General features: G+C 43.4%; 22 protein-coding genes and 1 pseudogene. 13 read left to right on the top strand and 10 right to left on the bottom strand.

From position 1 onward, the window contains the following. Position 1: 1 nt before the first annotated feature. Positions 2-1,513, bottom strand: a complete 1,512-nt coding sequence (locus ATY38_RS02670; protein WP_062557925.1) for a sensor domain-containing phosphodiesterase — start codon at positions 1,511-1,513, stop codon at positions 2-4. Between the two features lie 63 nt (positions 1,514-1,576). Then, the gene (locus tag ATY38_RS02665; protein ID WP_062557924.1) at positions 1,577-2,623 is read right to left on the bottom strand and encodes a phosphoglycerate mutase; all 1,047 of its coding nucleotides are present in this window, start codon (positions 2,621-2,623) and stop codon (positions 1,577-1,579) included. Between the two features lie 212 nt (positions 2,624-2,835). On the opposite strand from ATY38_RS02665, the gene icd reads away from it, so the two are divergent. Next, a complete protein-coding gene (gene icd / locus ATY38_RS02660) occupies positions 2,836-4,086 on the top strand; it encodes an NADP-dependent isocitrate dehydrogenase (RefSeq protein ID WP_062557923.1) in 1,251 nt (416 codons plus the stop codon). Between the two features lie 174 nt (positions 4,087-4,260). Here the strand turns inward: icd and ATY38_RS02655 are convergent, their stop codons facing one another. Together ATY38_RS02655 and ATY38_RS15725 are read right to left on the bottom strand one after the other, a co-directional pair. Beyond that, a complete protein-coding gene (locus ATY38_RS02655) occupies positions 4,261-4,464 on the bottom strand; it encodes a cold-shock protein (protein ID WP_013646657.1) in 204 nt (67 codons plus the stop codon). Between the two features lie 659 nt (positions 4,465-5,123). Further along, the gene (locus tag ATY38_RS15725) at positions 5,124-5,330 is read right to left on the bottom strand and encodes a hypothetical protein (protein ID WP_144429452.1); all 207 of its coding nucleotides are present in this window, start codon (positions 5,328-5,330) and stop codon (positions 5,124-5,126) included. A gap of 502 nt (positions 5,331-5,832) precedes the next feature. Between ATY38_RS15725 and clpS the strand changes: the two genes are divergently transcribed. Then, entirely contained in the window at positions 5,833-6,141 is a 309-nt protein-coding gene (gene clpS / locus ATY38_RS02640; protein WP_062557920.1) for an ATP-dependent Clp protease adapter ClpS, read from the top strand. Position 6,142: 1 nt separating this feature from the next. Further along, positions 6,143-8,398, top strand: coding sequence for an ATP-dependent Clp protease ATP-binding subunit ClpA (clpA, locus tag ATY38_RS02635; protein ID WP_062557919.1), 2,256 nt, complete (start codon positions 6,143-6,145; stop codon positions 8,396-8,398). 195 nt (positions 8,399-8,593) lie between these two features. On the opposite strand, the gene ATY38_RS02630 is transcribed toward clpA, so the two are convergent. The 6 genes from ATY38_RS02630 to ATY38_RS02605 all read right to left on the bottom strand — a co-directional run bounded on the left by ATY38_RS02630 (position 8,594) and on the right by ATY38_RS02605 (position 17,004). After that, positions 8,594-9,343, bottom strand: a complete 750-nt coding sequence (locus ATY38_RS02630; RefSeq protein WP_082632988.1) for an IS5 family transposase — start codon at positions 9,341-9,343, stop codon at positions 8,594-8,596. Between the two features lie 325 nt (positions 9,344-9,668). After that, positions 9,669-12,827, bottom strand: a complete 3,159-nt coding sequence (locus tag ATY38_RS02625; RefSeq protein WP_062557918.1) for an efflux RND transporter permease subunit — start codon at positions 12,825-12,827, stop codon at positions 9,669-9,671. Between the two features lie 33 nt (positions 12,828-12,860). Beyond that, the gene (locus ATY38_RS02620) at positions 12,861-14,360 is read right to left on the bottom strand and encodes an efflux RND transporter periplasmic adaptor subunit (RefSeq protein WP_062557917.1); all 1,500 of its coding nucleotides are present in this window, start codon (positions 14,358-14,360) and stop codon (positions 12,861-12,863) included. A gap of 3 nt (positions 14,361-14,363) precedes the next feature. Next, complete coding sequence (locus ATY38_RS02615; protein ID WP_062557916.1) at positions 14,364-15,791, bottom strand: TolC family protein; 1,428 nt, start codon at positions 15,789-15,791, stop codon at positions 14,364-14,366. A 127-nt stretch (positions 15,792-15,918) separates the two neighbouring features. Then, the gene (locus ATY38_RS02610) at positions 15,919-16,293 is read right to left on the bottom strand and encodes a hypothetical protein (protein WP_062557915.1); all 375 of its coding nucleotides are present in this window, start codon (positions 16,291-16,293) and stop codon (positions 15,919-15,921) included. A 111-nt stretch (positions 16,294-16,404) separates the two neighbouring features. Further along, on the bottom strand, positions 16,405-17,004 hold the full coding sequence (locus ATY38_RS02605; RefSeq protein WP_062557914.1) for a Maf family protein: 600 nt from the start codon (positions 17,002-17,004) through the stop codon (positions 16,405-16,407). Between the two features lie 56 nt (positions 17,005-17,060). Here ATY38_RS02605 and ATY38_RS02600 point away from each other — a divergent pair, with 56 nt between their 5' ends. The 10 genes and pseudogenes from ATY38_RS02600 to ATY38_RS02555 all read left to right on the top strand — a co-directional run bounded on the left by ATY38_RS02600 (position 17,061) and on the right by ATY38_RS02555 (position 26,916). Then, positions 17,061-17,576: a YceD family protein gene (locus ATY38_RS02600; RefSeq protein ID WP_062557913.1), complete on the top strand. Its 516-nt coding sequence runs from the start codon at positions 17,061-17,063 to the stop codon at positions 17,574-17,576. Between the two features lie 18 nt (positions 17,577-17,594). Next, complete coding sequence (gene rpmF, locus ATY38_RS02595; protein ID WP_013646667.1) at positions 17,595-17,774, top strand: 50S ribosomal protein L32; 180 nt, start codon at positions 17,595-17,597, stop codon at positions 17,772-17,774. Positions 17,775-17,835: 61 nt separating this feature from the next. Beyond that, positions 17,836-18,876, top strand: a complete 1,041-nt coding sequence (gene plsX / locus ATY38_RS02590; protein WP_074701490.1) for a phosphate acyltransferase PlsX — start codon at positions 17,836-17,838, stop codon at positions 18,874-18,876. Then, the gene (locus ATY38_RS02585) at positions 18,876-19,832 is read left to right on the top strand and encodes a beta-ketoacyl-ACP synthase III (RefSeq protein WP_176492691.1); all 957 of its coding nucleotides are present in this window, start codon (positions 18,876-18,878) and stop codon (positions 19,830-19,832) included. The genes plsX and ATY38_RS02585 overlap by 1 nt, the downstream gene beginning before the upstream one ends. 2 nt (positions 19,833-19,834) lie before the next feature. Then, positions 19,835-20,780 (top strand): annotated as a pseudogene (gene fabD, locus ATY38_RS02580) (ACP S-malonyltransferase). Positions 20,781-20,826: 46 nt separating this feature from the next. After that, positions 20,827-21,570 (top strand): 3-oxoacyl-ACP reductase FabG, encoded by a 744-nt coding sequence (fabG, locus tag ATY38_RS02575; RefSeq protein ID WP_062560071.1) that lies wholly within the window; start codon positions 20,827-20,829, stop codon positions 21,568-21,570. 187 nt (positions 21,571-21,757) lie between these two features. Next, positions 21,758-22,000 (top strand): acyl carrier protein, encoded by a 243-nt coding sequence (gene acpP, locus ATY38_RS02570; RefSeq protein ID WP_062557910.1) that lies wholly within the window; start codon positions 21,758-21,760, stop codon positions 21,998-22,000. A 35-nt stretch (positions 22,001-22,035) separates the two neighbouring features. Further along, positions 22,036-23,277 carry a beta-ketoacyl-ACP synthase II gene (gene fabF / locus ATY38_RS02565; protein WP_062557909.1) on the top strand — a complete coding sequence of 414 codons (1,242 nt, stop codon included), beginning with the start codon at positions 22,036-22,038 and terminating at the stop codon, positions 23,275-23,277. 16 nt (positions 23,278-23,293) lie between these two features. Beyond that, positions 23,294-24,289 carry an endolytic transglycosylase MltG gene (gene mltG, locus ATY38_RS02560; RefSeq protein WP_062557908.1) on the top strand — a complete coding sequence of 332 codons (996 nt, stop codon included), beginning with the start codon at positions 23,294-23,296 and terminating at the stop codon, positions 24,287-24,289. Positions 24,290-24,333: 44 nt separating this feature from the next. Then, positions 24,334-26,916, top strand: a complete 2,583-nt coding sequence (locus ATY38_RS02555; protein ID WP_062557907.1) for a glycosyltransferase family 39 protein — start codon at positions 24,334-24,336, stop codon at positions 26,914-26,916. The last annotated feature ends 81 nt before the right edge of the window (positions 26,917-26,997 follow it).

Raw genomic sequence — 26,997 nt, 5'->3', positions numbered from 1 at the left:
GCTAAGTTCCAAGATCATTAAAAGGATGGGGTTTTGCAATACCGAATCCTTGAGCGTAATTAATGCCAATCTCTTGTAATTTTGCAATGATATCATCAGTCTCAACTAATTCGGCAATCGTTTTGACATTAGCTTTTTGAGCAAGCTGATGGATAGTTTTTATCTTGGCTAGATCCTCGTCGTCGCGAAGTATGTTGCAAACAATGCTACCATCAATTTTCAAGTAGTCCACTTTAATCTTGTTTTGTAGATTCAATGAGTCAGGATTATCGTTAAAGCTACAAAGTGAAACCAAGCAACCTAATTCATGAATTTTTTGTGTGAAGATATGTGTATTTGTCATATTATCTTCTGCATCTGAGACCTCAATTTCGAAGCAAAGGTTGGAGCCCGTGACTTTGGTTTTTCGTAATTGATCTTGAATAAAATTGGGAAAGGCTAAGTCTTTTAAAGTATCTCTTGCCAAATTAAGATGAAATACCGAATTGGCTCCGGGGTGAGCTGACAGCCATTGAACGATATGGTTAATGATCCACCGATCCAGCTTAGGCATCATTTGAAATTGATCGACGAGAGGTAAGAATGAACCTGGGGGCATCAAGTTATTTTCTTCCTCATGCATCCGAATCAGAATCTCATAATGTAAGGAAGATGAATTAGAAGATTTGATGGGAATTATTTTTTGGCAATAAAGATTAAACTCTTCTCCATCAATCGCTTGAGCAATGCGTGCAGCAGTAATGCCTGATTTCGATGCGGGTGATGGATTGCTTTGCTGAAGTTTTATATCATTATTAGTTGAGATATCAACAGATTGTTTTAACCCGAGTTTTATTTTATTCTCATCTTTATCGTTTTTTGAGGGCGTGCGACTTTTTTCTTGCGCGCGCGGGGTGTGTAACGTATAGAAGCCGATAGTTTTTCCTTTATTGTCAATGTGAGGAAGATATTGTTCTGTGAAAATATAGGGAAAGCCTTTGGTAGATTTAAGAACTCGTTCGTTGTGTATTGTTTTTCCAGTTAGGATTTTTTCAATATTATTCTGAATATCAGAGAAGAATTCTTCATTTGAAAATTCTTTTAAAAAGTGCCCATCAATCTGAGCAGGATTTAATCCAAACCATCGGCGGAAAATTCGATTATGGTACCGACAGCGGAGTTCGGTATTAAAATAGGCCAACATAACAGGAAAATTCTCATCAATAAATTGTGATTTTATCTTGTTTTCTGAAGCTGTTTTTTCAGCCCAAAGCCGATGCTTAATCTCATTTCCCAGTCTTTCCTTAGTAATATTGAGCTGATTACCAAGGCTTCTGGTATTTTTCTCAGTGTGCCCTAACTGAATGATTACTATTAATATTGCAAAGAGCAAAGAAAACCATAATGCAGGTAACCAATGGGAGGGGATCTCGTTGGTAATATATGTATCTGCAATGATGATAAGCAATAGAATCAGAGAAATACAAATAGTCAAGTAGGGCTTGACGTTATTTAATAATGAATTCTTTTGCACGGCAATTCCTTATTCCTGAGAGCATAGATTAAGATGCGCTGCTACTATATAAATAAAGTATTTTTATTTGGTTTTTCGACTGTGAGTGAAAAGCGGTTTCCTAAATAACCAGAATTTCCATAGATCAGAACGTGTTATTACAAAGTCATTTAAAGCAATCTCGTTCAATGTTGTTATGGTTAATCGGCTAACTTTTCCACTCTTAATTGCTGTATATAAGGGTATAAACCAAGTGTGCTCCATGTTTTTGAGAGTTTCGCGCCATTCATAAGCATTCTTGTATTTTGCTGGACTGCGTAGCGAATCCAATACTACGAGATGATTCCCTGGTATCTTAGTTTTGAGCCAATTATTAACATCAATAGGTAGATTTAAGCGATTAATACTGCTAGCTAGTGCTAGTGACTGAGAAAAGTCATCATTGCTCCATATATGTGTATACGGAGAGTGTATTGACTGAAGTATGCCTCCGCCCCCCCCAAGCCAAATACTATTAATGATCAGTTCGCCGCGAGATTCGCGGGCTTGGTTAATGGGGTGCTCATGCAACAGCATTTGTACTTCGTTAAAGATTTTATGCCAGATGATGCTGTCTTTGCCTGTCGGCAAGAAATTATTAATGTTCTTGCAGGTGACTTGACTGAGTAGATGTGTCTGCATTTCAGGTGCCTTAGGTATTCGAATGTACCAGCGATGCGGATGGAAAGTTGAAAAAATAAAATTCGAGTTACCAAGATTATGATTCAAGTCCTGTACGAACTGTTCCGCTTCTTCTGGAGAAATTTTGAAAGACTGGCTATCTGCTAGCATGATATGGTTTTGTTCAATTCGGAGATGAACAGGATCGGCACACATCCAGAAATCTTTACTTGTTTTTGCCAATGCTGGAGCATCAATGTGTAACATCAATGGTGCAATAGGCCAGCTTCCATGTTGTTGCTCCAAATTAAATTGTTTACACAACCAAGTTTCCATTTCAAGAGATGAACTGGTCCTGGAAATACCTTTAGATAGCAGCGTTTCTAAAAAATGAATTAATAAACCATTATAGATTTCTGGCTGTGAAGTATCAGACCAAAATAGATTTGGAATTAATAGGTTAATATTCATTATGAGGGAATAAAACACTCCAAAAGTGTGGTGTAGAGTAAGTGACCGGGTTGCTACTAATACAAATTCGAGGTAATACCATTATGCATGAATGAAACCGCGTTAGCGTGGAAAGGCATTGTGTTTACACGTATAATGCACAGAAGGCTAAGCCTATTTTAAATTGGCAAAATTTTTCTTGCAAATTGCATTTTTGAATACTCGGAGAGGTTATGTATCAGCATATAAAGGTGCCTAGTAAGGGAGAGCGGATTAAGGTTAATGATGATTATTCATTAGAAGTGCCTGATAATCCAATAATTCCTTTTATTGAAGGTGATGGAATTGGTGTTGATATTACTCCAGTGATGCGTAATGTTGTTGATTCAGCTATTGAGAAAGCTTACGGTGAGCAACGAAAGATTTCATGGATGGAAATTTATGCGGGCGAGAAATCAACTCGAGTTTATGGACCAAATGTATGGTTGCCGGAAGAGACACTGCAAGCTGCTGAAGAATTTGTGGTTTCAATTAAAGGTCCGTTAACAACACCGGTTGGCGGTGGAATTCGTTCGATTAATGTAGCTTTACGGCAACAACTGGATTTATATGTTTGTTTGAGACCTGTACGCTATTTTTGTGGTGTTCCGAGTCCATTAAAAAATCCAGAAAAAACAGATATGATTATTTTTCGTGAAAATTCTGAGGATATCTATGCAGGCATAGAGTGGGAAGCGGAATCAGAATCTGTAGTAAAGGTTATTGATTTTTTGATTAAAGATATGGGAGTGACTAGTATACGTTTTCCTCGATCTTCTGGTATCGGTATTAAACCGGTTTCAAAAGAAGGAACGGAGCGTTTTGTTCGAAGAGCGATTCAGTACGCCATTGATAACAAGCGTAAGTCGGTTACATTAGTGCATAAAGGTAATATTATGAAGTTTACTGAAGGCGCATTTAAAAAGTGGGGGTACGCATTAGCTGCTAGTGAATTCGGAGCGGAGTTGCTGGATGGCGGACCGTGGATGAAATTACCCTCCACCATGGGTGGAATTATTATCAAAGATGTAATTGCTGATGCTTTTCTTCAACAAATCTTACTTCGTCCAGAAGAGTATGATGTTGTTGCAACACTGAATTTGAATGGAGATTATATATCCGATGCTTTGGCTGCACAGGTGGGTGGGATTGGGATAGCGCCTGGTGCTAATCTCAGCGATGTAGTGGCGGTTTTCGAAGCAACGCATGGCACAGCACCTAAATATGCTGGAAAAAATCAAGTAAATCCTGGTTCAATAATACTATCAGCGGAAATGATGCTGCGACATATTGGTTGGAGTGAAGCAGCTGATAAGATTATTAAATCTATGGAAAAGACTATTCAGAACGGAATTGTTACTTATGATTTCGCTCGGCAAATGACTAATGCTAAGAAAGTTTCCTGCTCGGATTTTGGTAATGCAATGGCCGATTTTATGAGCTAAACAACACTCACCGAATATTATTTTAGTTAGCTATCGAAGTGGATGGGAAAACTCTAAAGTAATACCCCTTGCTACGTGTGGTAAAACAAAGCAAAGGGGCTCTTATATAGAGAAAATTTTTTATTGCTTTGGCCAATTAATAAGACTAAGTTTCTAGGCCAGTAGTTATGAAAGTTAGGTGGCCTGGATATTTGAGGCTTGTTTCCCTTTTGGTCCCTGAGTGACATCAAAGCTCACTTTTTGACCTTCTTTAAGGGTTTTAAAACCAGACATATTGATTGCCGAGAAGTGTGCAAACAAATCCTCGCTACCGTCATCAGGAGTAATAAAACCAAAACCTTTAGAATCATTGAACCATTTTACTGTACCTGTTGCCATTTCTACTTCCTATATAAAAACTGGGCCGGAAACCCTAATACTATTTGAAATTCAAGACTATTTATGAACAAAATAGATTCATAAAGAACTTGAAGCCAAACGCCATTTGCTGTTTTACGCAAATCCTGGATTAAAGTCAAGCGGTAGTCTCTTCCATCATGAAATGAATCTGAGGAGGCTATCGTATTTCCAACGAATAAGTCTGAGCGAGTAGAGTCTGCATTGTGCATTATGCGAGACATGGCAATAGACCTGAATGAAGGTATAAGCTACAAACAACAAACTTGGCGCGGGTGGGAGAGTTTCTGGAAGAGGATGCACAATATTGTGCTCAAGGTATGATTTTTTATAGGCTTATATCAAAATAAAGGCAATATAAACCGAATACTTGTCCCTCTGGTGTGCCTGCGGGAAAGCGTTGTGTGCCTCTTAGTCCGGTTTGGTTATTGATTATATCCGCATAAAGTGTACACCAAGGTGATCAGGGTGGTGTGAGTGTCATTTATTCTTGCGGTCAACTGCGTCCCAAATTCAGTTTGTGACCGTCTCGGTGAGAGATCAGCGAGGTATATTTGCCATCTTGAGTATCCATGTCGTAACGGTTTGAAGTTTGTCAATTTTACAAAGCAAAGGCGCCAAGCTGCTGGAAAAGCTATGTGTCATTGAGTTTGCCAAATCACGATCAAAGCATTCCAGCGATAATGTCCTGGTGAAATTGATAAATGGTGTTGTTGTTCATAAACAAACATCCCGGCTCTATTCATTTGGCGGTTTGCTGAATGAAAAAACGATTGCTGCATTCTGTACTGGTTTCCTTTACCTGCATACTCAATTTTTATCGTTCCTGCTTTTTTAGGGGCTATCATTGACAATAAGGTAAGGAACGAGAAATATTGCTATAAAACATGATGACCCCTCAAGAAAAGTTGAAATCATTGCCGCAGGTAGCTTTACATTTCAGGCCGGGAATAACGTTTGCACAACTGAATGCAAATACTCTTAGAATCAGTGACAATGATGCAGTTACAGAGCATGATAAAGGTTATTCTTGTCCATTGTTGCTGCACTCAGCTGATTGTTTGATGATGCAATGGTAGAATACAAGTGAAACATCCTTTAACCTGAGCCAAAACAAAATTGAGTTTGATATCCAATTTTACTAATCTTCTTTGAAATTCATTTCTTGTATTGTTCTGTATTGGAAAATACCTCGGTGATGCCATTTTTGTAGTTAAAGGAAAAGTAATTGCCTCAAGATACTTGAAAATTTTGTCGTAATCGTTAAATATGTTTTGTCTACGAGTGTAATAGAGTTTTTTGTACTATATTTTATGATTGGAAATTTATCAGTTTGAATAGGAAACATTCATGACGGAAAGTAAGTCTGAAACCGTTAAGCTTTCACAAGAGAAGGTTAAGCATAACCCCCCCCCTCTTTATAAAATTTTACTATTAAATGATGACTTCACCCCGATGGAGTTTGTGGTTGAAGTACTAAAATTGTTTTTCTCCATGAATCAAGAACAGGCGACATTAATAATGTTAAAGGTACATACAGAAGGAGTGGGTGTGTGTGGTATATACCCTGGTGATATTGCAAGTACTAAAGTCAAACAGGTTATTGAATTTAGTAGAAGAAATCAGCATCCACTTAAGTGTGTAATGGAGGAAAACTAAAATGATTGCACCAGATTTAGAAGTTAGCTTGCATATGGCATTCGTAGAGTCGAGGCAGAAGCGCTATGAATTCATTACGGTAGAGCATTTGTTGTTGGCGATGCTAGATAATGCAAGTGCTGCTGAAGTATTAAATGCCTGTTTGGTAGATATAGAAGATTTGCGAGCAGCATTATTAGATCACATAACACACCATACCCCGGTAATTAAAGGTGATGAAGAGGTTGATACGCAGCCTACACTGGGTTTTCAGCGCGTTATTCAACGTGCCATATTGCATGTTCAGTCATCAGGGAAAAAGGAGGTAACTGGTGCTAACGTATTGGTATCGATATTTGGAGAAAAAGATTCGCATGCAGTTTATTTCTTGCATCAAAGAGGCGTAACACGTTTGGATGTGGTGAATTATATTTCTCACAGTATTAAGAAAATATCGAATGAAAATGATACTAAAACTGCGAATGAGAGCGATACCGAACATGAGTCAAACTCTGCTGGATTGCTTGAGAATTATACGGTAAATCTAAATCACTTGGCGTTAATAAATAAGATTGATCCTTTGGTGGGGCGTGAAAAAGAAATCGAACGTGTGATACAAATCCTCTGTAGGCGCCGTAAAAATAACCCATTATTAGTTGGAGAGGCCGGTGTTGGGAAAACTGCGATCGCAGAAGGCTTGGCAAAACGAATTGTCGAGGAAAATGTACCTGAATTACTTTTAAAGCATCAGATTTACTCACTTGATATGGGGGCTTTATTAGCGGGTACAAAATACCGGGGAGATTTTGAGCAACGCTTAAAAACTTTACTGAAGCAATTGACTGATAATCCTGCTGCGATTCTATTTATTGATGAAATTCATACACTTATTGGTGCTGGCGCTGCCTCTGGTGGAGTTATGGATGCTTCAAATTTACTGAAACCGATTCTAAATACGGGACAATTGCGGTGTATTGGTGCAACGACTTTTAGTGAGTATCGTGGAATTTTTGAGAAGGACCATGCGCTATCAAGGCGCTTTCAGCAAATAGAAGTCAACGAGCCGAGCGTGGATGAGACAGTCGCTATTCTGCGAGGTCTGAAGTCACGCTATGAGCAGCACCATAAGGTTAAATATACCAGTAGTGCATTGGTTTCTGCTGCGGAATTATCGGAACGATATATTAATGATAGACATTTACCAGATAAAGCCATAGATGTGCTTGATGAAGCTGGTGCTGCGCAGCGACTATTGCCGAAATCGAAGAAACGCAAGGTTATTGGTAAAGGAGAAATTGAAAGTGTGGTCGCTAAGATCGCAAGAATACCGTCGCAGAATATCTCTACAAATGATCGTAGTAAGTTGAAAACTTTGGGGCGTGATATGAAAGCGGTTGTTTTTGGCCAAGATAATGCGATTAATACATTGACAGCGGCTATTAAGATGGCAAGAAGCGGATTGGGTAATTCAAGAAAACCAGTTGGCTCTTTTCTTTTTACAGGCCCAACAGGTGTTGGGAAAACTGAAGTAGCGAGGCAGTTGGCTTATGCTTTGGGTGTTCATTTGCATCGTTTCGATATGTCCGAGTATATGGAACGTCACGCAGTATCACGGCTGATTGGTGCGCCACCTGGTTATGTAGGGTATGACCAGGGAGGATTGTTAACTGAGGCTGTGATTAAACATCCCTATTCGGTTTTATTATTGGATGAGATCGAGAAAGCGCATTCAGATATTTTTAATATCCTTCTGCAAGTTATGGATTATGGAACATTGACTGATAATAATGGGCGTAAAGCGGATTTGCGTAATGTCATCATTATCATGACTACAAATGCAGGTGCTGAAGCACTTACAAAATCTTCAATTGGATTCACAAAATCAAATTCTGCGGGCGATGAATTAATTGATATTAAAAAATTATTTACTCCTGAATTTCGTAATAGACTTGATGCGATTGTTTCTTTTGCTCCCTTGGATCAGGAAATCATTTTGCGAGTCTCTGATAAATTTCTGATTCAGCTTGAGAATCAGTTGCAAGAGAAAAAGGTCGAGGCAACGTTCACGGAGAGATTGCGTAAATATCTTGCGAAACATGGTTTTGATCCGTTAATGGGCGCGCGACCTATGGAACGCTTAATTCAAGATACAATTCGTAGTGTGCTTGCCGACGAATTATTGTTCGGGCGCTTGGTCAATGGAGGAAAAGTGACGATTGATATTGATGATGATGGTAAAGTAATCCTGTTATTTGAAGAAGAAACTGCAGTTATTTGATTGATAGACTGAATCCGATATCATACAAAGAATCTATATTTTCTAGAGAATGGTAGAATATTAAAGCGAGTTTTAAAATTTCTTCGTCGATTACACAGAGGGTGTTTTAACAAGTTTGAAAGATGTAAACATACAAGTGGTTGGTAGATTGTACCGTTGATTTTTCAGTATTCTTTGCTAGAGTCTGTTGACATTTCACATAGGTAGCCACAGATATCCACATGCCATGGCTACCATACTCTCAAAATTTCTCTTCAGTTTGTCGTATCGTGTCGCTACTGCCCGATACTGCTTTAGCCGGGCAAAAGCATTTTCCACCAAATGTCGGTATCCATACAAACCCCAATCCATATCTGCGTTGCCCTTCAACGAGTTGCGCTTTCTCGGTATCACAGCTCGAGCCCCTTTCTTCGTTATCTGTTCTCGTATACATTCGCTGTCATAGCCTTTGTCCGCAACAATCGCTTTCGCGTCAGGCAGTTTGGCAATCAAATCAGGTGCTATAGAACAGTCATTGACTTCTCCACCGGTGATTTCAAAATCGGCTGGTAAACCATAACTATCAACCGCCAGGTGAATCTTTGTGGTATTGCCTGCGCGGCTTTTCCCGATCGCCTGTGGTTCCTTGTCCGCTGCGCCTGCACTATGCTGGTGCGCTTTAACATAGCTGCCATCAATAAATTCCCATTCACAATCCGGATCAATAGACAACGCCTTGAAAATCCTTAACCATTTGCTGCTTAATGACCACGCATTGAATCTTTTGTAGATGGAATTCCAGCTTCCAAATGCCTCAGGCAAGTCTCGCCACGGGCAGCCAACCCGCATTCGATACAGCATACCTTCTACTGTCATGCGCAGATTGCGCTTGTTATATATCGCTTCTTGAAGCAGAATCTTCTCCAGCTTCGACCAGAACTCATCACTGAGCATCAATCGGGGCATCGCAAACTCGTTTTGTTGGTGCTATGGGAACCCCAATATTACGAGTTTGTTTCTATCTATTAAATACTTATCTCAAAACGTCAACGGACCCTAGGTGTTTAGTCCCACGGTGTGGTGTGGAGTTGTCCAATAATTCTTCCCTCCGTAAGTGGCTGTATATTACTCCACCATACCGTGGGACTAAACACCTAGCCCGTATAAAATATTTTGAAATGACGATGTGGCTCAATGATCGTCTAGATAAAGTCTTCTGTGGAAAGCCTTGCTGCATATATTTCCTGAGGCATATATCAATCTGTTCATCCAGGTCCAGGGGTTGTCTGGATTATTCCTTACTTATATTCTTCCCATGCACGATTCGATACAACACCGGCAATACCAGCAAAGATAACAGAGATTGGGATAATGTACTGCCGATCATCACCGTTGCAAGTGTGCGCTGTACTTCGGCGCCAGTGCTGGTGCTGAGTGCCATGGGCAGGAAACCCAGTGACTCCACCCAAGTTGTGATCAGAACCGGACGTAATCGCATGAGAGAACCCGTTCGAATGGCGTCGTCGAGTGTGAGTCCCTGCTGCCGCAGATCGCGGATAAACGACAACAACACCAAGCCATCCAATACCGCCACGCCGGACATGGCGATGAATCCTACACCGGCGGAAATCGACAAGGGAATGTCGCGTAGCCATAAGGCCACGATTCCACCGGTGATTGCCAACGGAACTGCACTAAAGACCAGTAAGCTATCGCGAAAGCTGCCAAGCATGGTGTATAGCAGAAAAAATACTAGGCAAAGTGCCAATGGAATGACAATCTGTAAGCGTTTCACCGCTTGGATCAACTGCTCGAATTGCCCGCCCCAGGCAAGCCAATAGCCCGATGGAATTTTAATTTGCTTCTCAATGAGTTTTTCTGCTTCATTGACGAAAGAGCCGATATCGCGTCCACGCACATTCGTAGTGATTACCACCCGGCGCTTGCCATTCTCGCGGCTGATTTGATTAGGGCCTGTGGCAATCTGTAGATCGGCTACTTCGCCTAACGCGACGTAGATGGGCAAAGCAGTAGCTGGTGCATTCTGGCCGCCTGATATATTCAGTATCGGAAGCTTGATTGGCAAGCGCTTAAGTGTTTCGATATCACTGCGAATCTGTTCCGGTAAGCGCACTTGCAGCTCGAAACGGCGATCGCCCTCGAAAATCAAACCGGTGGTTCTGCCACCAATTGCAATATTGATGGCATCCTGTACGTCGCTGCCATTGAGACCATAACGCGCCATTTTTGTCCGGTCCATCTGAATTGACAATACCGGTAGGCCCGTGATTTGTTCAATCCGTACATCTGCCGCGCCGGGAACGGCTTTGACGATTTTTTCGATCTGCTCGGCGACATTGAGCATGACGTCGAGATCATCGCCAAATACTTTTACCGCGACATCCGCGCGCACTCCGGACAATAGTTCGTTAAATCGCATCTGTATTGGTTGCGTGAATTCATAGTTGTTACCTGGCACTTTTAATACTGCTTGTTCCATCGCAGTGATTAATTCTTCTTTGTTGCGATACTTTCCGGACCATTCGGATTGTGGTTTTAGAATGATAAAAATATCCGCGACGCTGGGTGGCATCGGGTCGGTGGCAATCTCGGCAGTACCGATTTTGGAAAATACCCGGCTGACCTCGGAAAATTTTTTGATCGTTTCTTCCAACTCATTCTGCATCTCAATGGCTGTACTCAAACTTGTGCCGGGTATCCGAATTGCATGCAGGGCGATATCCTCTTCATCGAGACTGGGAATGAATTCACTCCCCATGCGTGTAGTCAGCAACAGCGACAACACCACAATGACAGCGGCGATGGTAATCGTCAATCCCTTGTTATCCATGGCGGCATCCAGTGTAGGGGCATAGATTTTCTTAGCCCATAGCACGGCGGCTCCTTCTTTTTCCATCATTTTTCCGGAGAGGAACATAGCCACTGCCGCCGGTACAAATGTCACCGATAGAAATACCGCTCCTAACAATGCCAGTAAAACCGTGAATGCCATTGGATGGAACATTTTTCCTTCCACGCCGGACAGTGCGAATACCGGTAAATAAACCACCATGATAATAATTTGCCCGAACAGCAGCGCCCGCCTCACTTCCTTGGAGGCATCAAAAACAATTTCGAAGCGCTCGGCAGGCGTCAATTCTCGCCCCAGACGCCCTTGTTCAAGGGAAAGGCGGCGAATACAGTTTTCGACAATAATGACAGCACCGTCGACGATGATGCCAAAATCAAGCGCGCCTAAGCTCAGCAAATTGGCGCTGACATTGTTGGCCACCATGCCGCTGATAGTGAACAGCATTGATAGAGGAATAATGAGGGCGGTAATCAGTGCGGCACGCAGGTTACCAAGCGCTATGAACAATACTACAATGACCAGTGCGGCGCCTTCCAACAGGTTATTTGAAACTGTACCGATGGTTTTGTCGACCAATGTGGTGCGGTTATAAACCGGTGTCGCAACCACACCGGAAGGCAGACTGCGGTTGATTTCGGCCAGTTTTTCCGCTGCTGCCAGTGAAACGATGCGGCTATTTTCCCCGATCAGCATATGCGCTGTGCCCAGCACTACTTCCTTGCCGTTCTGGGTTGCGGCGCCAGTGCGTAACTCCTTGCCGATCAGTACATCAGCCACGTTTTTGATTCGTATCGGCACGCCTTGATTACTGCTCAGAATGATCTCGCCGATTTCGGTCAGATTCACCACCTGCCCAGGCACTCTGACCAAATACTGTTCGCCGCTTTTTTCGATATAGCCTGCACCTACATTAAGATTATTACGCTCCAGCGCAAGTACCAAGTCTTGCAATGTGAGCCCGAATGAAATCAGTTTCTCAGGATAAGGTGTAACATGAAATTGCTTGACATAGCCACCGATGGAATTGACTTCAGTGATCCCTTCTACCATACGTATTCGTGGCTTGATAATCCAGTCTTCAATCTCGCGCAAATCAGTCGCTGTATATGGGGTACCATCCGGCTTGCGCGCATTTTTTTCCGCATCGACAGTCCACATGAAGATTTCACCCAGACCTGTGGAAATAGGTCCCATCGTAGGTACGATTCCGGTTGGTAATCGGCTTCTGGCTTCCTGAATCCGTTGACTGACCAATTGCCGTACCAGATAAATGTCAGTGCCGTCCTTAAAAATTACCGTAACTTGCGATAACCCGTAACGCGAGAGAGAGCGGGTGTATTCAAGATTGGGTAAACCGGCCATCGCCATCTCAATCGGAAAGGTGATACGTTGCTCAGCTTCCAGAGGTGAATAGCCGGGTGCTGTAGTATTGATTTGTACCTGCACATTGGTGATGTCCGGCACAGCGTCAATGGGTAGTTTTAGGTAGTTGTATACGCCAAATGCAGCCATTATCAGTACCGCCATCAGCACGATACCGCGTTGATAGATGGATATATGTAAAATGCGTTCAAACATGATGGTGAATCTCGCTTTGATCGGATTATCGATTTAATGGTCGTGCGTTGCGCTTGCTTTACCCAATTCTGCCTTAAGCGCAAAGCTGTTGCCCCCGGCGTACTGTTCTCCGTGGACAAATCCTTCGAGGACTTCAACCATTTCACCATCACTGCGTCCCAGCTTCAAAGGACGAACCTCGAAATACTGGTCATAGCGGCCGAATACCACCGACCAGTCGTGGAACGTTTGGATGGCATGAACAGAAACGGCGACAGGCACAGCAATTTCTTCCGCTACCAGCTCAGCGTTCACAAACATGCCGGGACGCCATTTACCCTCAGCATTATCCAACTCAACCCGGGCTGTTGCCGTGCGTGTTTGTCCGCCGATCAGGGTGGAGATGTAAGTCACCATTCCTTCGCTTTCTACATCATAAGCCGTTGCCTTCACAGCAACTTTCTGGCCCACCCGAATCACGTTAAGATCTTTAGGATAAACCGTAACAGCCGTCCATACCGTCGATACATCCGCGACAGTATAAATTTCACTGTCTTCCTTGAGCACTTCGCCACGTGCGACAGCTTTAGCAATGATGATTCCGGAAATTGGAGCGCGTATTTCGTACTGAGTAATGTTTGCTCTCATGAAGCCGGACTCAGGTTGCACGCCTAAAGCACGTAATTTGGTTGCAGCTAATTCCAAGGCGATCTGAGCTTCGTTCCATAATTCTTCTGCCAAAAGAAATTCCTGTTGAGCGCTGATTTTTTCTTCCCACAACTGTTTCTCCCGCTCGTAAGTTTTTTTTGTCAGCGTCAGCCGTTTCTTGGCTACAGAATATTGACTGCGCAGGTCTGCCAGCATCGGGCTTTCAATAATGGCCAGCACATCACCTTTTTTAACTTGTTGCCCATGATGACCATGCACCGTCGTCACCACGCCGGGAACCCGTGGCACCACACGCACGATGTTATGTTCATTGAAGATTACCTCTCCCGGAAGTCTGAGTTTTGGTTTGATAATCGCCGGTTCCGCAGTGAGCAGCTCGATACCCATGCTTTTTAGCATTTCATCCGGTATTTCCACTCGCCCTTCAATCTGGCTATGGCTCCAACGCATTAACTTACCGTCATGTTCCGCGGCAATGGCGAGATCAAAAGAATGCGGTTCCTCGACGATTTGATCCCCCAGCAAATAATCCGCTTCCGGGGTAAATCGGAACAATTGCGCCGGCGCGCCCAAACGGGTTAATGTGATGGCAACTGCAGCAGAGGTTGGTGGTAGTAATTTACCCTTCTCATATAAATAAACCCGGAATTGTGGTGGTACGCCTTTTTCAAAAATCGTTAGTTCTATGCTGAAGTCATGATCAATAAACAGCTTGCCTCCTCTTGGTCCAGTAGAAATCTGATCTTCGGCCGATTTTTCATGTGCGTGGGTATCCGTCATCTTTACTCCGACCCCAGCAGGTTTATCCAAAATCAGTATCAATCCGCCCAATATAACCCCTACGGCAATAACTATAAGAATTGGCATCAATCGCGCTTTATCCATAATTTATTCTTTAACCTTTTTCTCTACACCACGATGATTTAGCATGCTATCGATAGGCGCTGCGATCAGGCGCTCTATATCATTCATCAAGCGTTGATAGTTTGCCAGTGCGCGGACGTAGAGCAATTGATTCTGAAATAGCACGCGTTGCGCGTCCAATAACTCCAACAAGCCAAATTTGCCCAATTCATAACCTCTGCGCATCACATGAAAAGCGCCCTTGGCACCAGGCAGAATCTCGTCGCGTAGTAGATTAATCTCATTCCAAGCCGCTAGCATTGCTTCATAAGTCTGGGCCAGTTCGGTTTTCAACCTGAGTGCCATCATCGTCTGTTCATCTTCGGCTTTGTCCACGCGTTGATAAGCTTCTTTGAGATTGCCTTGATTGCGATCGAATAGCGGTAATGGCATCATTACGCTTGCTACGGCTGTGTTACCCCCCACGACAGCATAGTTCACGATTCCCGCAGTTAGAGTCAAATTGGGAATGCGGCGGGTTTGTTCAATTTCCAATAACGCCTTACGATGTTCAATATTTTTTATGGCACGAAGCGCCAGTGGATTATCTAGTATCTTTTTTTCAAGTACTTGAAGATCTGGCGGCGCAATTATTATTTTCAGATCTCCAATCGCGATATTGAATTGGGGCGAGGAACTGTTCCATAACAGCGCTAACCGCCTGCGTGCGGATATCAGATCTCGTTGTGCCTGCTCCTGCTCTATACGCGTCGTCGACAGACCTATTTTCACCCGGGTTTCTTCTATAGGCGGCACTTTTCCTGCTTGTACTCGCCCAGTGACGGTGCTAACCACGTTTTGCGCCACTTGGTTGGTTTCTGCGGCCAGCTTAAGCCGTTCCTGCGCGGCCAGAACTTCTGTGAATACACTGGCAACTTGAGCAATAATCTCGATGCGTTTGGCTTCATAATCTTTGGTTGCCAGTTCTTCTCCAAGCAAAGCTGCATTCACTCTGGCGGCACGTTTTCCACCTAGTTCGATTAACTGGCCAATGCGTATTGTCGTGACCTGCTGTACTACTTCCTGCACTATCGAATCGGGTGCATTAAGGTCGCCACTCAGTTTCTGAATATTCCCGGCATTTTCAACATTTACCGACAGTTCCGGATTTCTGAGTAATCCGGCTTGTAGCGTTACTCCTTCCAGTGCACGTATTTCTTTGGAAAAAGCCGCCAACTCTGGATTATGGAGTAGTGCCAGATTGACCGCATCGTGCAACGTAAGATCATTCATCTCATTGATCGATGGTTTGGCGAAATGATCATTCATCCGATTTGATGCGTTACTGAAGGCGTCAGCACTGACTTCTATTGGAGATGAAAAACCCAGCCATAGAATACAACTCAGTATCATGATCGGTAATTCTGTTGCCACACCGGGGTATGGCGTTCTAGACAGACTGATTAGTTTCATGGAATTCCCTCCGTCGTCTGTTTATGCATCAGTAGATCTGTAGAGCAGATCATCAAATTTAAATTGATCTGTACTTACATGGTTGTGAATCAATAAATTTAATCCACAACGATCAAAGTTTTTTAAACTAGCTTAGAGAGATGCTTCGGGGAGGGCGCAGGGGCAAATCCGGGATTGTTTCCGGAATAAACGAGGAAATGAATGCAGTGATAGCTTCTGTAAGGATCAGATCGGGAATATGCGGAAAAGAATTAAAGAAAAACGGCTGGTATTGCCCTACAGAGTGCAGGCATAGATGAGTGACTGCATCCAGATCTACACCATCCCAGGCTACATTATTCTGATGCAATTCCAAATGTGTCGTAGGATCCGCGGACAATGATTGACGGATATGATCCAGTTCGTGGGCGAAAACTTCCCCTCTAAAAGACAAGCTTAATCCATTCGTCAGTATACTGATAATCAGCATAAGAATGAGCGGATGAACGGGATATTTTCGCATGGATATGTCAATCTACAAATAATGTAAATCTTGAATAGTCGCAATCATTTCACATTATGATGCCGTTTGCAATTAGGAAATTTTATTAAAAAATTTAGATTCTGAGTTTTTTTAAATTATTTTGACCCCTTCAATAGTTAGCATATCGATTAAAGTGATGAGAGGTAATCCGATCAATCCGCTAGGATCGTCTCCCGTCATTCGTTCGATAAGTGCGATACCGAGTCCTTCAGATTTTGCGCTGCCGGCACATTGATAAGGTTGTTCTTTTAGCAAGTAATTCTCGATTTGCTGATCACTCAACCGCCGGAATTGCACATGGTATGGAATAACACGTATGTGTAGCTTATCAGTAAAACTATTCAGAACACATACAGCGGTATAAAAAACAACTTCCTTTCCTTGGGTTTGTCGCAATTGCTCCACGGCATTCGCGTGATTCAATGGTTTGCCAAGACGAATGTCCCCTAATGCTGCTACTTGATCGGAACCAATAATAAGCGCCTGTGGATAAATTGTGGCCACCGCTCGGGCTTTTGCCTCGGCTAAACGTGCGGCTGTTTGGCGGGGAGATTCATTGATTAGGGGCGTTTCGTCAATTTGTGGATTGCTGGTTTCAAAACAAATTTGTAATCGCTGAAGTAATTCTTTGCGATAAATAGAACTGGATCCCAGTATAATCTGCGGTGTAGAGTCGTTTTTTGTTTTCAAAGTTTTCTTCTGTATTTTTTGACACTTACGAGTAAAAAATATAACATGCGCGCCTTATGTCTGTTAGGTTAATAATAGATCCTATAGATTTTGTTCAAAATGCGGGTATACGTCATGGTAGAATCCCGGTGATTGATCTTGTACGTTTGCATGACTTATTGTTCGACAAAGAGGGAGAGCTAATCTATCAAATTAGTGGTCGACTCGACAAGAATGCAAAACCTGGTTTGCAGTTGGAAGTTAAAGGCAAAATTCATCTTAATTGTCAGCGCTGCCTTGAAAAACTTGTTTACGAGATTGACCTGAAGACGTTTTTGTTGCTGGCAAAAAATGAGGTGGAGCTGCAACAGGTTGATGAAGACGATACTATCGATGCTATTTTAGCAACACCTGAGTTAGATGTGATCAATTTAATTGAAGATGAGGTAATTCTCGGCTTGTCGATTTCATCACGTCATGCAGATGGTGAGTGTAATTCACTAAAACTAAAATCAGCTACAGATAATCCGGCTGGTAAAAAGCAATCAGCAAATCCCTTTGCAGTATTGGCAACATTAAAAAAGACACACTAAGCTTAAGGAGTTATCGCAATGGCAGTTCAACAAAATAAAAAATCCCCATCAAAACGCGGTATGCATCGCTCGCATGATTTTCTAACTAACCCGCCCTTAGCCGTGGAACCCAGTACTGGAGAAATTCACTTACGTCACCATATTAGTCCAAATGGATATTATCGTGGCAAGAAAGTCGTTAAAACGAAAAACGATTAAAAATTTTTTATTGCTACAACATCCTGAATATAGATTTCTCTAAGTTACAAGAGCACTAAAATTGGATATTACTGTAGCAATAGATTGTATGGGCGGCGATCATGGTCCGCATGTCACTGTTCCCTCGGCGCTTGATTATTTACACAGCGATCCTGAAGCTAATATTATTCTTGTCGGTATTCCTGATGCTATTGAAGCTGAACTTCGTGCCGCAAATTCGGAGCTGGGGCCGAGAATACGCCTGCATCCAGCAAGCGAAGTGGTTGGTATGGATGAATCGCCGGCAGTAGCTCTGCGTGGTAAAAAGGATTCTTCCATGCGAGTTTCTATCAATCTGGTTAAAACAGGTGAAGCGCAGGCCTGTATCAGTGCCGGAAATACAGGCGCGTTATTGGCAACTTCCCGGTTTGTATTGAAAACGATTTCCGGCGTTGACCGCCCGGCACTTGCTGTAATCTTGCCCACCAGTATCGGTCATACTTACGTTTTGGATCTGGGTGCAAATGTCGATTGTACAGCCGAACAATTGTTTCAATTTGGAATCATGGGTGCATCCTTGGTATCTTCAGTAGAAAGCAAGGCGTATCCAAGCGTTGGGCTGCTCAATATTGGAGAAGAAGAAATCAAAGGAAACGAGATAGTCAAGCAAGCAGCCGAGCTATTGCGGGATAGCGGACTTAATTTTTATGGTAATGTCGAGGGTACCGATATCTATAAAGGAACAACTGATGTTGTAGTTTGTGATGGATTCGTTGGTAATATTACCTTAAAAACATCGGAGGGCTTGGCGCAAATGCTGGCGACTTATTTACGCGAAGAATTCAATCGTAATTTGTTGACAAAGATAGCCGGTGTGATTGCAATGCCTGTAATTAATTCGTTCAAACGCCGTGTTGATCACCGACGTTATAACGGCGCAAGTTTTCTGGGTTTGCGCGGTATAGTCATTAAGAGTCATGGTTCGGCAGATAAGTATGCTTTTGGTTTTGCCATAAAACGAGCTGCAGATGAAGTTCGTGGCGGAATGTTGCGACGGATTAGTGAACGGGTCGCTGAGTTCTCCCGCCATCCACAGCTTCCCTCTAAAGAAGTTACAAGATAATGTATTCAAGAATCACTGGAACAGGTAGTTATCTGCCGGAGAAAGTACTTACCAATCTCGATCTTGAGCGTATGGTTGATACTAGTGATGAATGGATACGAACACGGACAGGTATTACGCAACGGCATATTGCAGCAGAGGATCAGGTTGCCAGCGATCTGGCATTGTATGCGTGCCAGAATGCCATGCAGGCTGCTGGCATAACGGGAAAAGACATTGATCTTATCATTGTCGCCACTACTACACCTGACATGATTTTTCCAAGTACGGCTTGTATTCTGCAAAATAAATTGGGTATCGAAAATTGTCCGGCATTTGATGTGCAGGCTGTTTGCAGCGGCTTTGTTTATGCATTGGCGACAGCCGACATGTTTGTCAGTTCGGGAAAATGCCGCAATGCCTTAGTGGTTGGGAGTGAAATCTACTCAAAGATACTCGATTGGAATGATCGTAGCACCTGTGTTTTATTTGGTGACGGTGCGGGCGCCGTCGTACTATCGCGCAGTGATCAACCCGGGATTTTGTCAACCCATCTCCATGCAAGTGGCAGTCATAGTAATATTCTATCCGCTCCTGGGTGCATCAGTGGCGGTAAAGTGCATGGCACGCCCTACATCAACATGGAAGGCAATGCCGTTTTTAAATTCGCAGTCAAAGTCCTGGAAGAAGTCGTGCATGAGGCAGTTGCAGAAAACAATTTGCAACCCACCGATATTGATTGGTTGATTCCTCATCAGGCCAATATCCGGATTATTCAATCGACTGCAAAGAAATTGGGATTGCCCATGGAAAAAGTGGTAGTAGCAGTGGATAAGCATGGCAATACTTCAGCAGCTTCCATTCCACTTGCACTGGATATTGCTGTAAGAGACGGACGCATTCAGTCTGATCAATTGATATTGATGGAAGGAGTGGGTGGTGGTTTTACATGGGGAGCAGTTTTACTGCGGTGGTAATCATGAAATTTGCATTCGTATTTCCAGGTCAGGGATCACAATCGGTTGGAATGATGAATGGGTATAAGGACTTGCCCATCATTCAAGAAACCTTTCAAGAAGCTTCCGATATCCTCAAACAGGATTTCTGGGTGATGGCAAATTCCGGATCTGAAGAGGAACTTAATCTTACTTTGAATACGCAACCCCTCATGTTAACCGCGGGAATAGCGGTGTATCGTGCCTGGATTAGCCTGGGCGGCAAAAAAACCAGTGCTGTTGGCTGGACATAGCCTGGGAGAATACACCGCGCTGGTCGCATCGGAAGCGCTGGGTTTTGCCGATGCGCTGTCATTGGTGCGCTTCCGCGCACAAGTTATGCAGAAAGCCGTGCCGGAAGGGGTTGGCGGAATGGCCGCGATTCTCGGATTGGATGATGAAACCATCAAAACAATTTGTCGTGATATTACAAATCAGGGTAATGGGGAATCTCTCGAGCCAGCCAATTTTAACTCACCGGGTCAGATCGTTATCGCGGGACACAGAAATGCAATTCTGCGAGGAATTGAATTGGCGAAAGCGAAGGGAGCAAGGCGTGCGATCATGCTACCCATGAGTATCCCTTCACATTGTTCTCTAATGAAACCGGCAGCTGAAAGTATGCGATTGCAATTGCAGTATGTCACACTGCAATCGCCTAAAATCCCAATTTTGCATAATACTGATGTAAAACCGCATTCAGATCCATCGGTAATTAAAGAAATTCTGGTTCAGCAGCTCATAAATCCGATACATTGGGTGGATACTATTCGGGCTTTTGTGACCGCTGAAATTACACACGTCGTTGAGTGTGGACCAGGCAAAATATTGAGCGGATTGAACAAACGCATTGATCAGCATTTGCAACAGTTATCATTGACTGATAGCGAAGCGATCAAACTAGCTATCAACGATGTCAGGGTTATATGAACAATGTTTATTTGCAGTCAACTGTCATGGCTCTATGCAAGGGGATATGATCTTGGAAAATAAAATTGCTTTAGTAACTGGCGCTAGCCGAGGAATCGGGCAGGCCATTGCATTAAAATTAGGACAGCTTGGCGCGCGAGTCATCGGTACAGCAACCACCGAAAGTGGTGTTGCAGGGATTAATCAGTATTTGGAGAAGGCTGGTATTCAAGGTAGCGGTGTTATTTTAAACGTAAATGATGGTGAACAAATCAACCAGGCTATTCAAACCGTTCGTGAAAAATTTGGCGAGGTGGGGATACTGGTAAATAACGCCGGTATTACGCGTGATAATCTTCTGGTTCGCATGAAAGATGAAGAATGGGATGAAATTATGGAAACCGACTTAAAATCAGTATTCCGGTTGAGTCGTGCGGTTCTCCGAGCAATGATGAAAGCCCGGTATGGCCGCATCATTAACATTTCTTCTGTTGTCGGCGCAATGGGAAATACGGGGCAAACAAACTATGCAGCCGCTAAGGCAGGTATCTTTGGTTTTAGTAAATCATTGGCACGAGAAGTTGGCAGTCGCAATATTACTGTAAATTGCGTTGCTCCCGGTTTCATTGACACTGACATGACCCGTTCCCTGGCGGATGAATTTCAACAAAATTTGATTCAACATGTTCCCTTAGGACGACTGGGTCGTCCTGAAGAAGTCGCGTCAGCGGTTGCATTTCTTGCTTCTTCTGCGGCCGCTTATGTTACGGGTACAATACTCCACGTTAACGGTGGGATGTATATGGATTAACCCATAGTTAAGTAGATAACTATTTGTGAAAGCAAATTAATCACAAAACAATCATGCAACATTTTTATAATGCATTACCAAATAGAAACTAAGCCGTACGTTATATCCTGTAGCCATGTTTCGGTTCTGCCGGCATGTAAAATTTGTTAGAATAAACATGTTTCTTACTTGAAAAGGAAATATCTAGATGGAAAATATTGAGCAGCGTATTAAGAAAATTGTAGCTGAACAACTTGGTGTTAATGAAACAGAAGTCAAGAATGAATCATCTTTTGTTAATGATCTAGGTGCTGATTCGCTCGACACGGTGGAGCTGGTCATGGCATTGGAGGAAGAATTCGAATGCGAAATCCCGGATGAGCAAGCTGAAAAAATAAATACTGTCCAAGAAGCGATTGATTACGTCACCGCGAACACGAGTGTTGGTTAGTTTCTGGTTTTTATGTACATGCAAGTGGAGTGATTTTGTTCAAACGTAAGGTAGTAGTGACCGGTTTGGGTATTGTGTCGCCTGTTGGAAACACGGTTCCAAGCGCATGGGAGAGCATTATTGCAGGAAAATCTGGCATTACAAGAATTTCCCGTTTTGATGCATCTGCTTTTGCTTCGCAGATCGCTGGTGAAGTAAAGGATTTTGATATCCATCAATATGTTTCAGCAAAAGAAGCGCGCCGCATGGATATTTTTATTCACTATGGCATGGCCGCAGCTATACAAGCGGTTAAGGATGCGGGCATCGATGAAATTTCGCAGTTAGAGGCGGAGAGAATCGGTGTAAATATCGGTTCGGGCATTGGTGGATTGTCGATGATTGAGAGTACCGATATAGCATATCATGCGGGTGGACCACGTAAAATCTCTCCTTTTTTTATACCGAGCACTATCATCAATATGATTGCGGGTAATTTATCTATCATGTATGGCTATAAAGGTCCCAATCTAGCTATCGTAACCGCATGTACTACAGCTACACATAGTATTGGCCACTCTGCACGCATGATTGAATATGGTGACGCCGATGTCATGGTGTGTGGTGGAGCTGAGTCCTGTGTAACACCGCTTGCCATTGGTGGATTTGGCGCCGCCAAAGCTTTGTCAGTCCACAATGATGAACCGGAAATTGCAAGCCGTCCTTGGGATATAGATCGGGACGGTTTTGTCCTGGGTGAAGGTGCCGGAGTTCTGGTATTGGAAGAAATGGAGCACGCTAAACGTCGTGGTGCCAGAATTTATGCTGAATTAGCCGGTTTTGGGATGAGCGCGGATGCATTCCATATGACAGCACCTTGCGACGATGGTGAGGGTGCAGCGCGTTGTATGTCCAACGCACTTAAAAATGCCGAAATCGATACCACGGAAGTGGATTATGTCAATGCACATGGCACATCTACGCCATTAGGGGATATTGCTGAGACCATTGCGGTTAAACGTTGCTTTGGGGATCACGCCAGAAAACTTGCCGTTAATTCAACAAAATCAATGACAGGACATTTGTTGGGTGCCGCTGGTGGTGTAGAGGCTATTTTCTCGGTACTGGCGACATATCATCAAATTGCGCCGCCGACGATTAATCTTGTCAATCAAGATCCACAATGTGATCTTGACTATATTCCCAATACAGCTAGAAATATGAATATTAAAGTTGCATTATCAAACTCCTTTGGGTTTGGAGGAACCAACGGAACGCTCGTTTTCCGCCGTATATAGGTTTTATCCATTGGCGATGCAAAAGCTGAAACGCCTACTTTTTTCTAGCACATTGATAGCCATTTTGCTTGTTTCATGGTTCTATCTTCACGTTCATTCAAGTGTTAGGTTTCCTGCAATTCCATATGAAATATCCATTCCGGCTGGCGCCAATCTGAAGCAAGTCTCTCAGCAACTGGAAGATGCCGGCATTATTCTTAACAAATGGACATTTATATTATTAGCGCGCTATCACAATCAGGAATCCTCAATCAAAGCAGGCGATTATCGATTCAAGGAAGATATTACTCAGACTGCATTATTAGAAACTTTAACCAAAGGCGATGTCATACAAAATGAAATAAGATTCATTGAAGGGTGGACGTTCGCTCAAATCAGGCAAGTATTGAATGAGCATCCAGCAATTAAAAATCTTACGACTGGATTAAGTGAACAGGAGATTCTACGTTTAATCGGTGCATCCGAGACTGCAGCAGAAGGATTGTTTTTCCCGGATACCTATTATTTTGTTAGAAATAGCAATGATATAGAAATTTTGCAGCGTGCCTATCAAAACATGCAAAATCACTTGCAAAGCAGTTGGTCGGATCGTGCGGAATCATTGCCATTAACCACGCCTTATGAGGCGCTTGTATTGGCTTCCATTATAGAGAAAGAAACCGGCCTGGAAAGTGATCGCGCTGAAATAGCAGGTGTATTTATTAATCGGTTGCGCAAAGGTATGCGTTTACAAACTGATCCAACCATCATTTATGGTCTGGGTGAACAATTTGATGGTAATTTGCGCAAAAAAGACTTGATAACCGATCAAGAATATAATACTTATACGCGCTCCGGTTTGCCGCCCACTCCTATCGCTATGCCTGGCCTTGCTTCGATCCGCGCTGCTCTTAATCCGAGTGAAACGGATGCGCTTTATTTTGTTGCAAAAGGTAATGGAGAATCTCAGTTTTCAACCAATTTGACGGACCATAATAAAGCGGTAACTCAATACCAGAAACAACAAAAATAACAGTATGCCGCCATCAATCCAGTATCACTCTTACCCGTAGCTACATGACACAATTTTCCATCGTAGTGCCCACATTAAATGAATCCGAGAATATTGACTTACTTCTAACTCGCATCTTTGCATTGGATTTTGCTTCGGATTCTTTTGAAATAATTGTTGTTGACGATGGTTCGGCGGATGGTACCCAGGATAAGGTACGTAACTGGGCAAATCAATCCAGTGTTCGTCTGATTGAACGCCGAGAGGCACCGGATCTGACCGCCTCGATACTCACTGGTGTGGCTGCGGCTAAGAATGACGTCATTGTCGTTATGGATGCCGATCTTAGTCATCCGCCTGAACAATTGCGAGCTCTTGTTGCGCCAATACTAGAAAATTCCCATGATGTAGTTGTCGGGAGTCGCTATATTGCGGGAGGCAGTACCGAGAATTGGCCATTGTATCGACAATTTTTATCCCGTGTAGGCGGTTGGATAGCGCGTCCTATTTGTGATGTGAATGATGTCACATCCGGTTTTTTTGCATTTCGCCGGAGTCTAGCCAAAAACATTTCAAGCCATGCGCATGGTTATAAAATTTTGCTTGAGCTACTTATGGCTAATCAGGGAAGAATTCGTGTAACAGAGATACCGATTTGCTTCCGCGATCGTACACACGGTACTTCGAAATTATCGTTATTTCACCAGCAAGCTTATATCCAGCGTTTGATCACGTTAGCCGGAGGAACGGCCACGCTCAACACAGCAGGGCGTTTTGCAGCTGTTGGACTGTTGGGTGTATTAATAGATGCTTTTGTTTTTCACTGGATGATCAGCCGGGAGGCTGGACTTGCTTTGTCCCACTTCGTCAGTTTTTTTATCGCAGCAACTGTCAATTATACCTTTAACTCGAAATGGGCATTTCGTGAACATCATGAAGGTTATTTACGCTGGCATCAATTTGGTCGATTCTTAACTGTTGGCGCACTTGCGTTATTATTACGTGGAGGGGTGCTGGCTTTTCTGGTTTATGTTTGGCATGTGCCGCCTCTGTTGGCCATTTTTCCCGCTATTGTTACTACGGCAGCCGTAAATTACTTGGGCTCGGCCTTTTATGTGTTCCCCAATAAGAAAACTCCTCCATCGCTGGAAATACGCTGGCGCACGGCGGCAATTGGTATTGTGTTGTTCGCCGTGTTGTTGCGACTGGTTTATTTCGGTTTGGCGCAACTCATTCCAGATGAGGCTTATTATTGGCAATATGCGCAGCACATGGATCTCAGTTTTTATGATCATCCCCCTGCAGTGGCTTGGTTAATCTGGCTCGGCACATCAGTGCTAGGACACAATGAATTTGGTGTCCGCATTGGTGCTCTTCTGTGTGGATTGATAACGATGGGTTATTTGTACGCATTGGCCCAGAACTTATACGATAAATCCACTGCAATGCGTACACTGTTGTTATTGGTTATCCTGCCGCTGGGATTTGCTACCGGTCTGCTGATGATCCCTGATGCACCACTCTTTGCAGCTTGGGCAGCCACACTGTATTACATGGAACGTGCGCTTGTTGCGCACCAAAATACGGCGTGGCTGGGCATGGGAGTTGCGTTCGGTCTCGGACTCTTGTCGAAATATTCATTGGGATTGTTGGGGATTGCCGCCCTGGTATTTGTCATCATCGATCCGGTAGCACGCCGTTGGATGAAACGACCTCACCCTTATCTGGCGGCACTACTGGCATTGCTTCTCTTTTCTCCGGCAATTATCTGGAACTATCAGAATGACTGGATATCCTTTGCATTCCAATCGAATCGGGTGTTGGCAGATGACTATAAATTTGCAGTCCATTTATTCATTCTCCACATTATTGTTTTATTAACCCCTATTGGTTTTCTTGCAGCAATATATGCCTTGTTTTTCATTAAACCATCTGAGTCTCGGTGTTTCGAGCACAGGCGCCATTTGTTTGTGCAAGTTTTTACCGGCGCTCCAGTATTGGTTTGTTTCATACTCAGTACTTTTGATGCGCCTCGATTTCACTGGACCGCGCCAATCTGGCTTGCGCTTTTGCCGACCATCGCCTGGATGATCGTTCATACGGATCAGTTAAGTCCTCTGTTCAAACGTATCCAGTCAGCCTGGCGCTTAACCATTATCGCTTGTATTTTTGGTTATGCTTTTGTGCTGCATTATGTGGTTCTCGGAATACCAGGCATACCCTATCATTTATTAACAGAACACTATTTCTGGCGCGAAACTGCTGCCGAGATAGAACAAATTGCAGCCGAAGTCAGAAATCAAACAGACAAAGAACCGATCATTGTGGGCATGAGCAAATGGTCCGTCGCCAGTGCGCTATATTTTTATACGCACGGCGATACAAAGTTGGATATTCGTTCACGTAACATGTTCGGTGGTAGTGGGGCCATGTATGAGTTCTGGTTTCCTTCTCAGAACCCTACCGATAGGCCGATCATTCAAGTGGGGATGAAACGCCGTCATTTAGAAAGCGTATGGACAGACAATGATGTCGAAGAAATGCTTGATCAACCCGGTGCGATTGAATATCGCGTAATCGAGCGCCACGGCGTGCCTGTGCGTCGGGTATATTACCGAGTTTCCCAAGGATTTAAAGGTATTAATTAGTGAATCCTGAAATGTACGCCAGAGATTGTGATGTAGGCTAGTAAATCATCCTACAATCTTTTTTTTCGACCGGAGTTATCT

It is taken from the genome of Nitrosomonas ureae (assembly GCF_001455205.1).
GTDB lineage: Bacteria > Pseudomonadota > Gammaproteobacteria > Burkholderiales > Nitrosomonadaceae > Nitrosomonas > Nitrosomonas ureae.
Note: the sequence above shows the minus strand (reverse complement) of the source record. Positions and strands in the feature narration are given on the sequence as shown.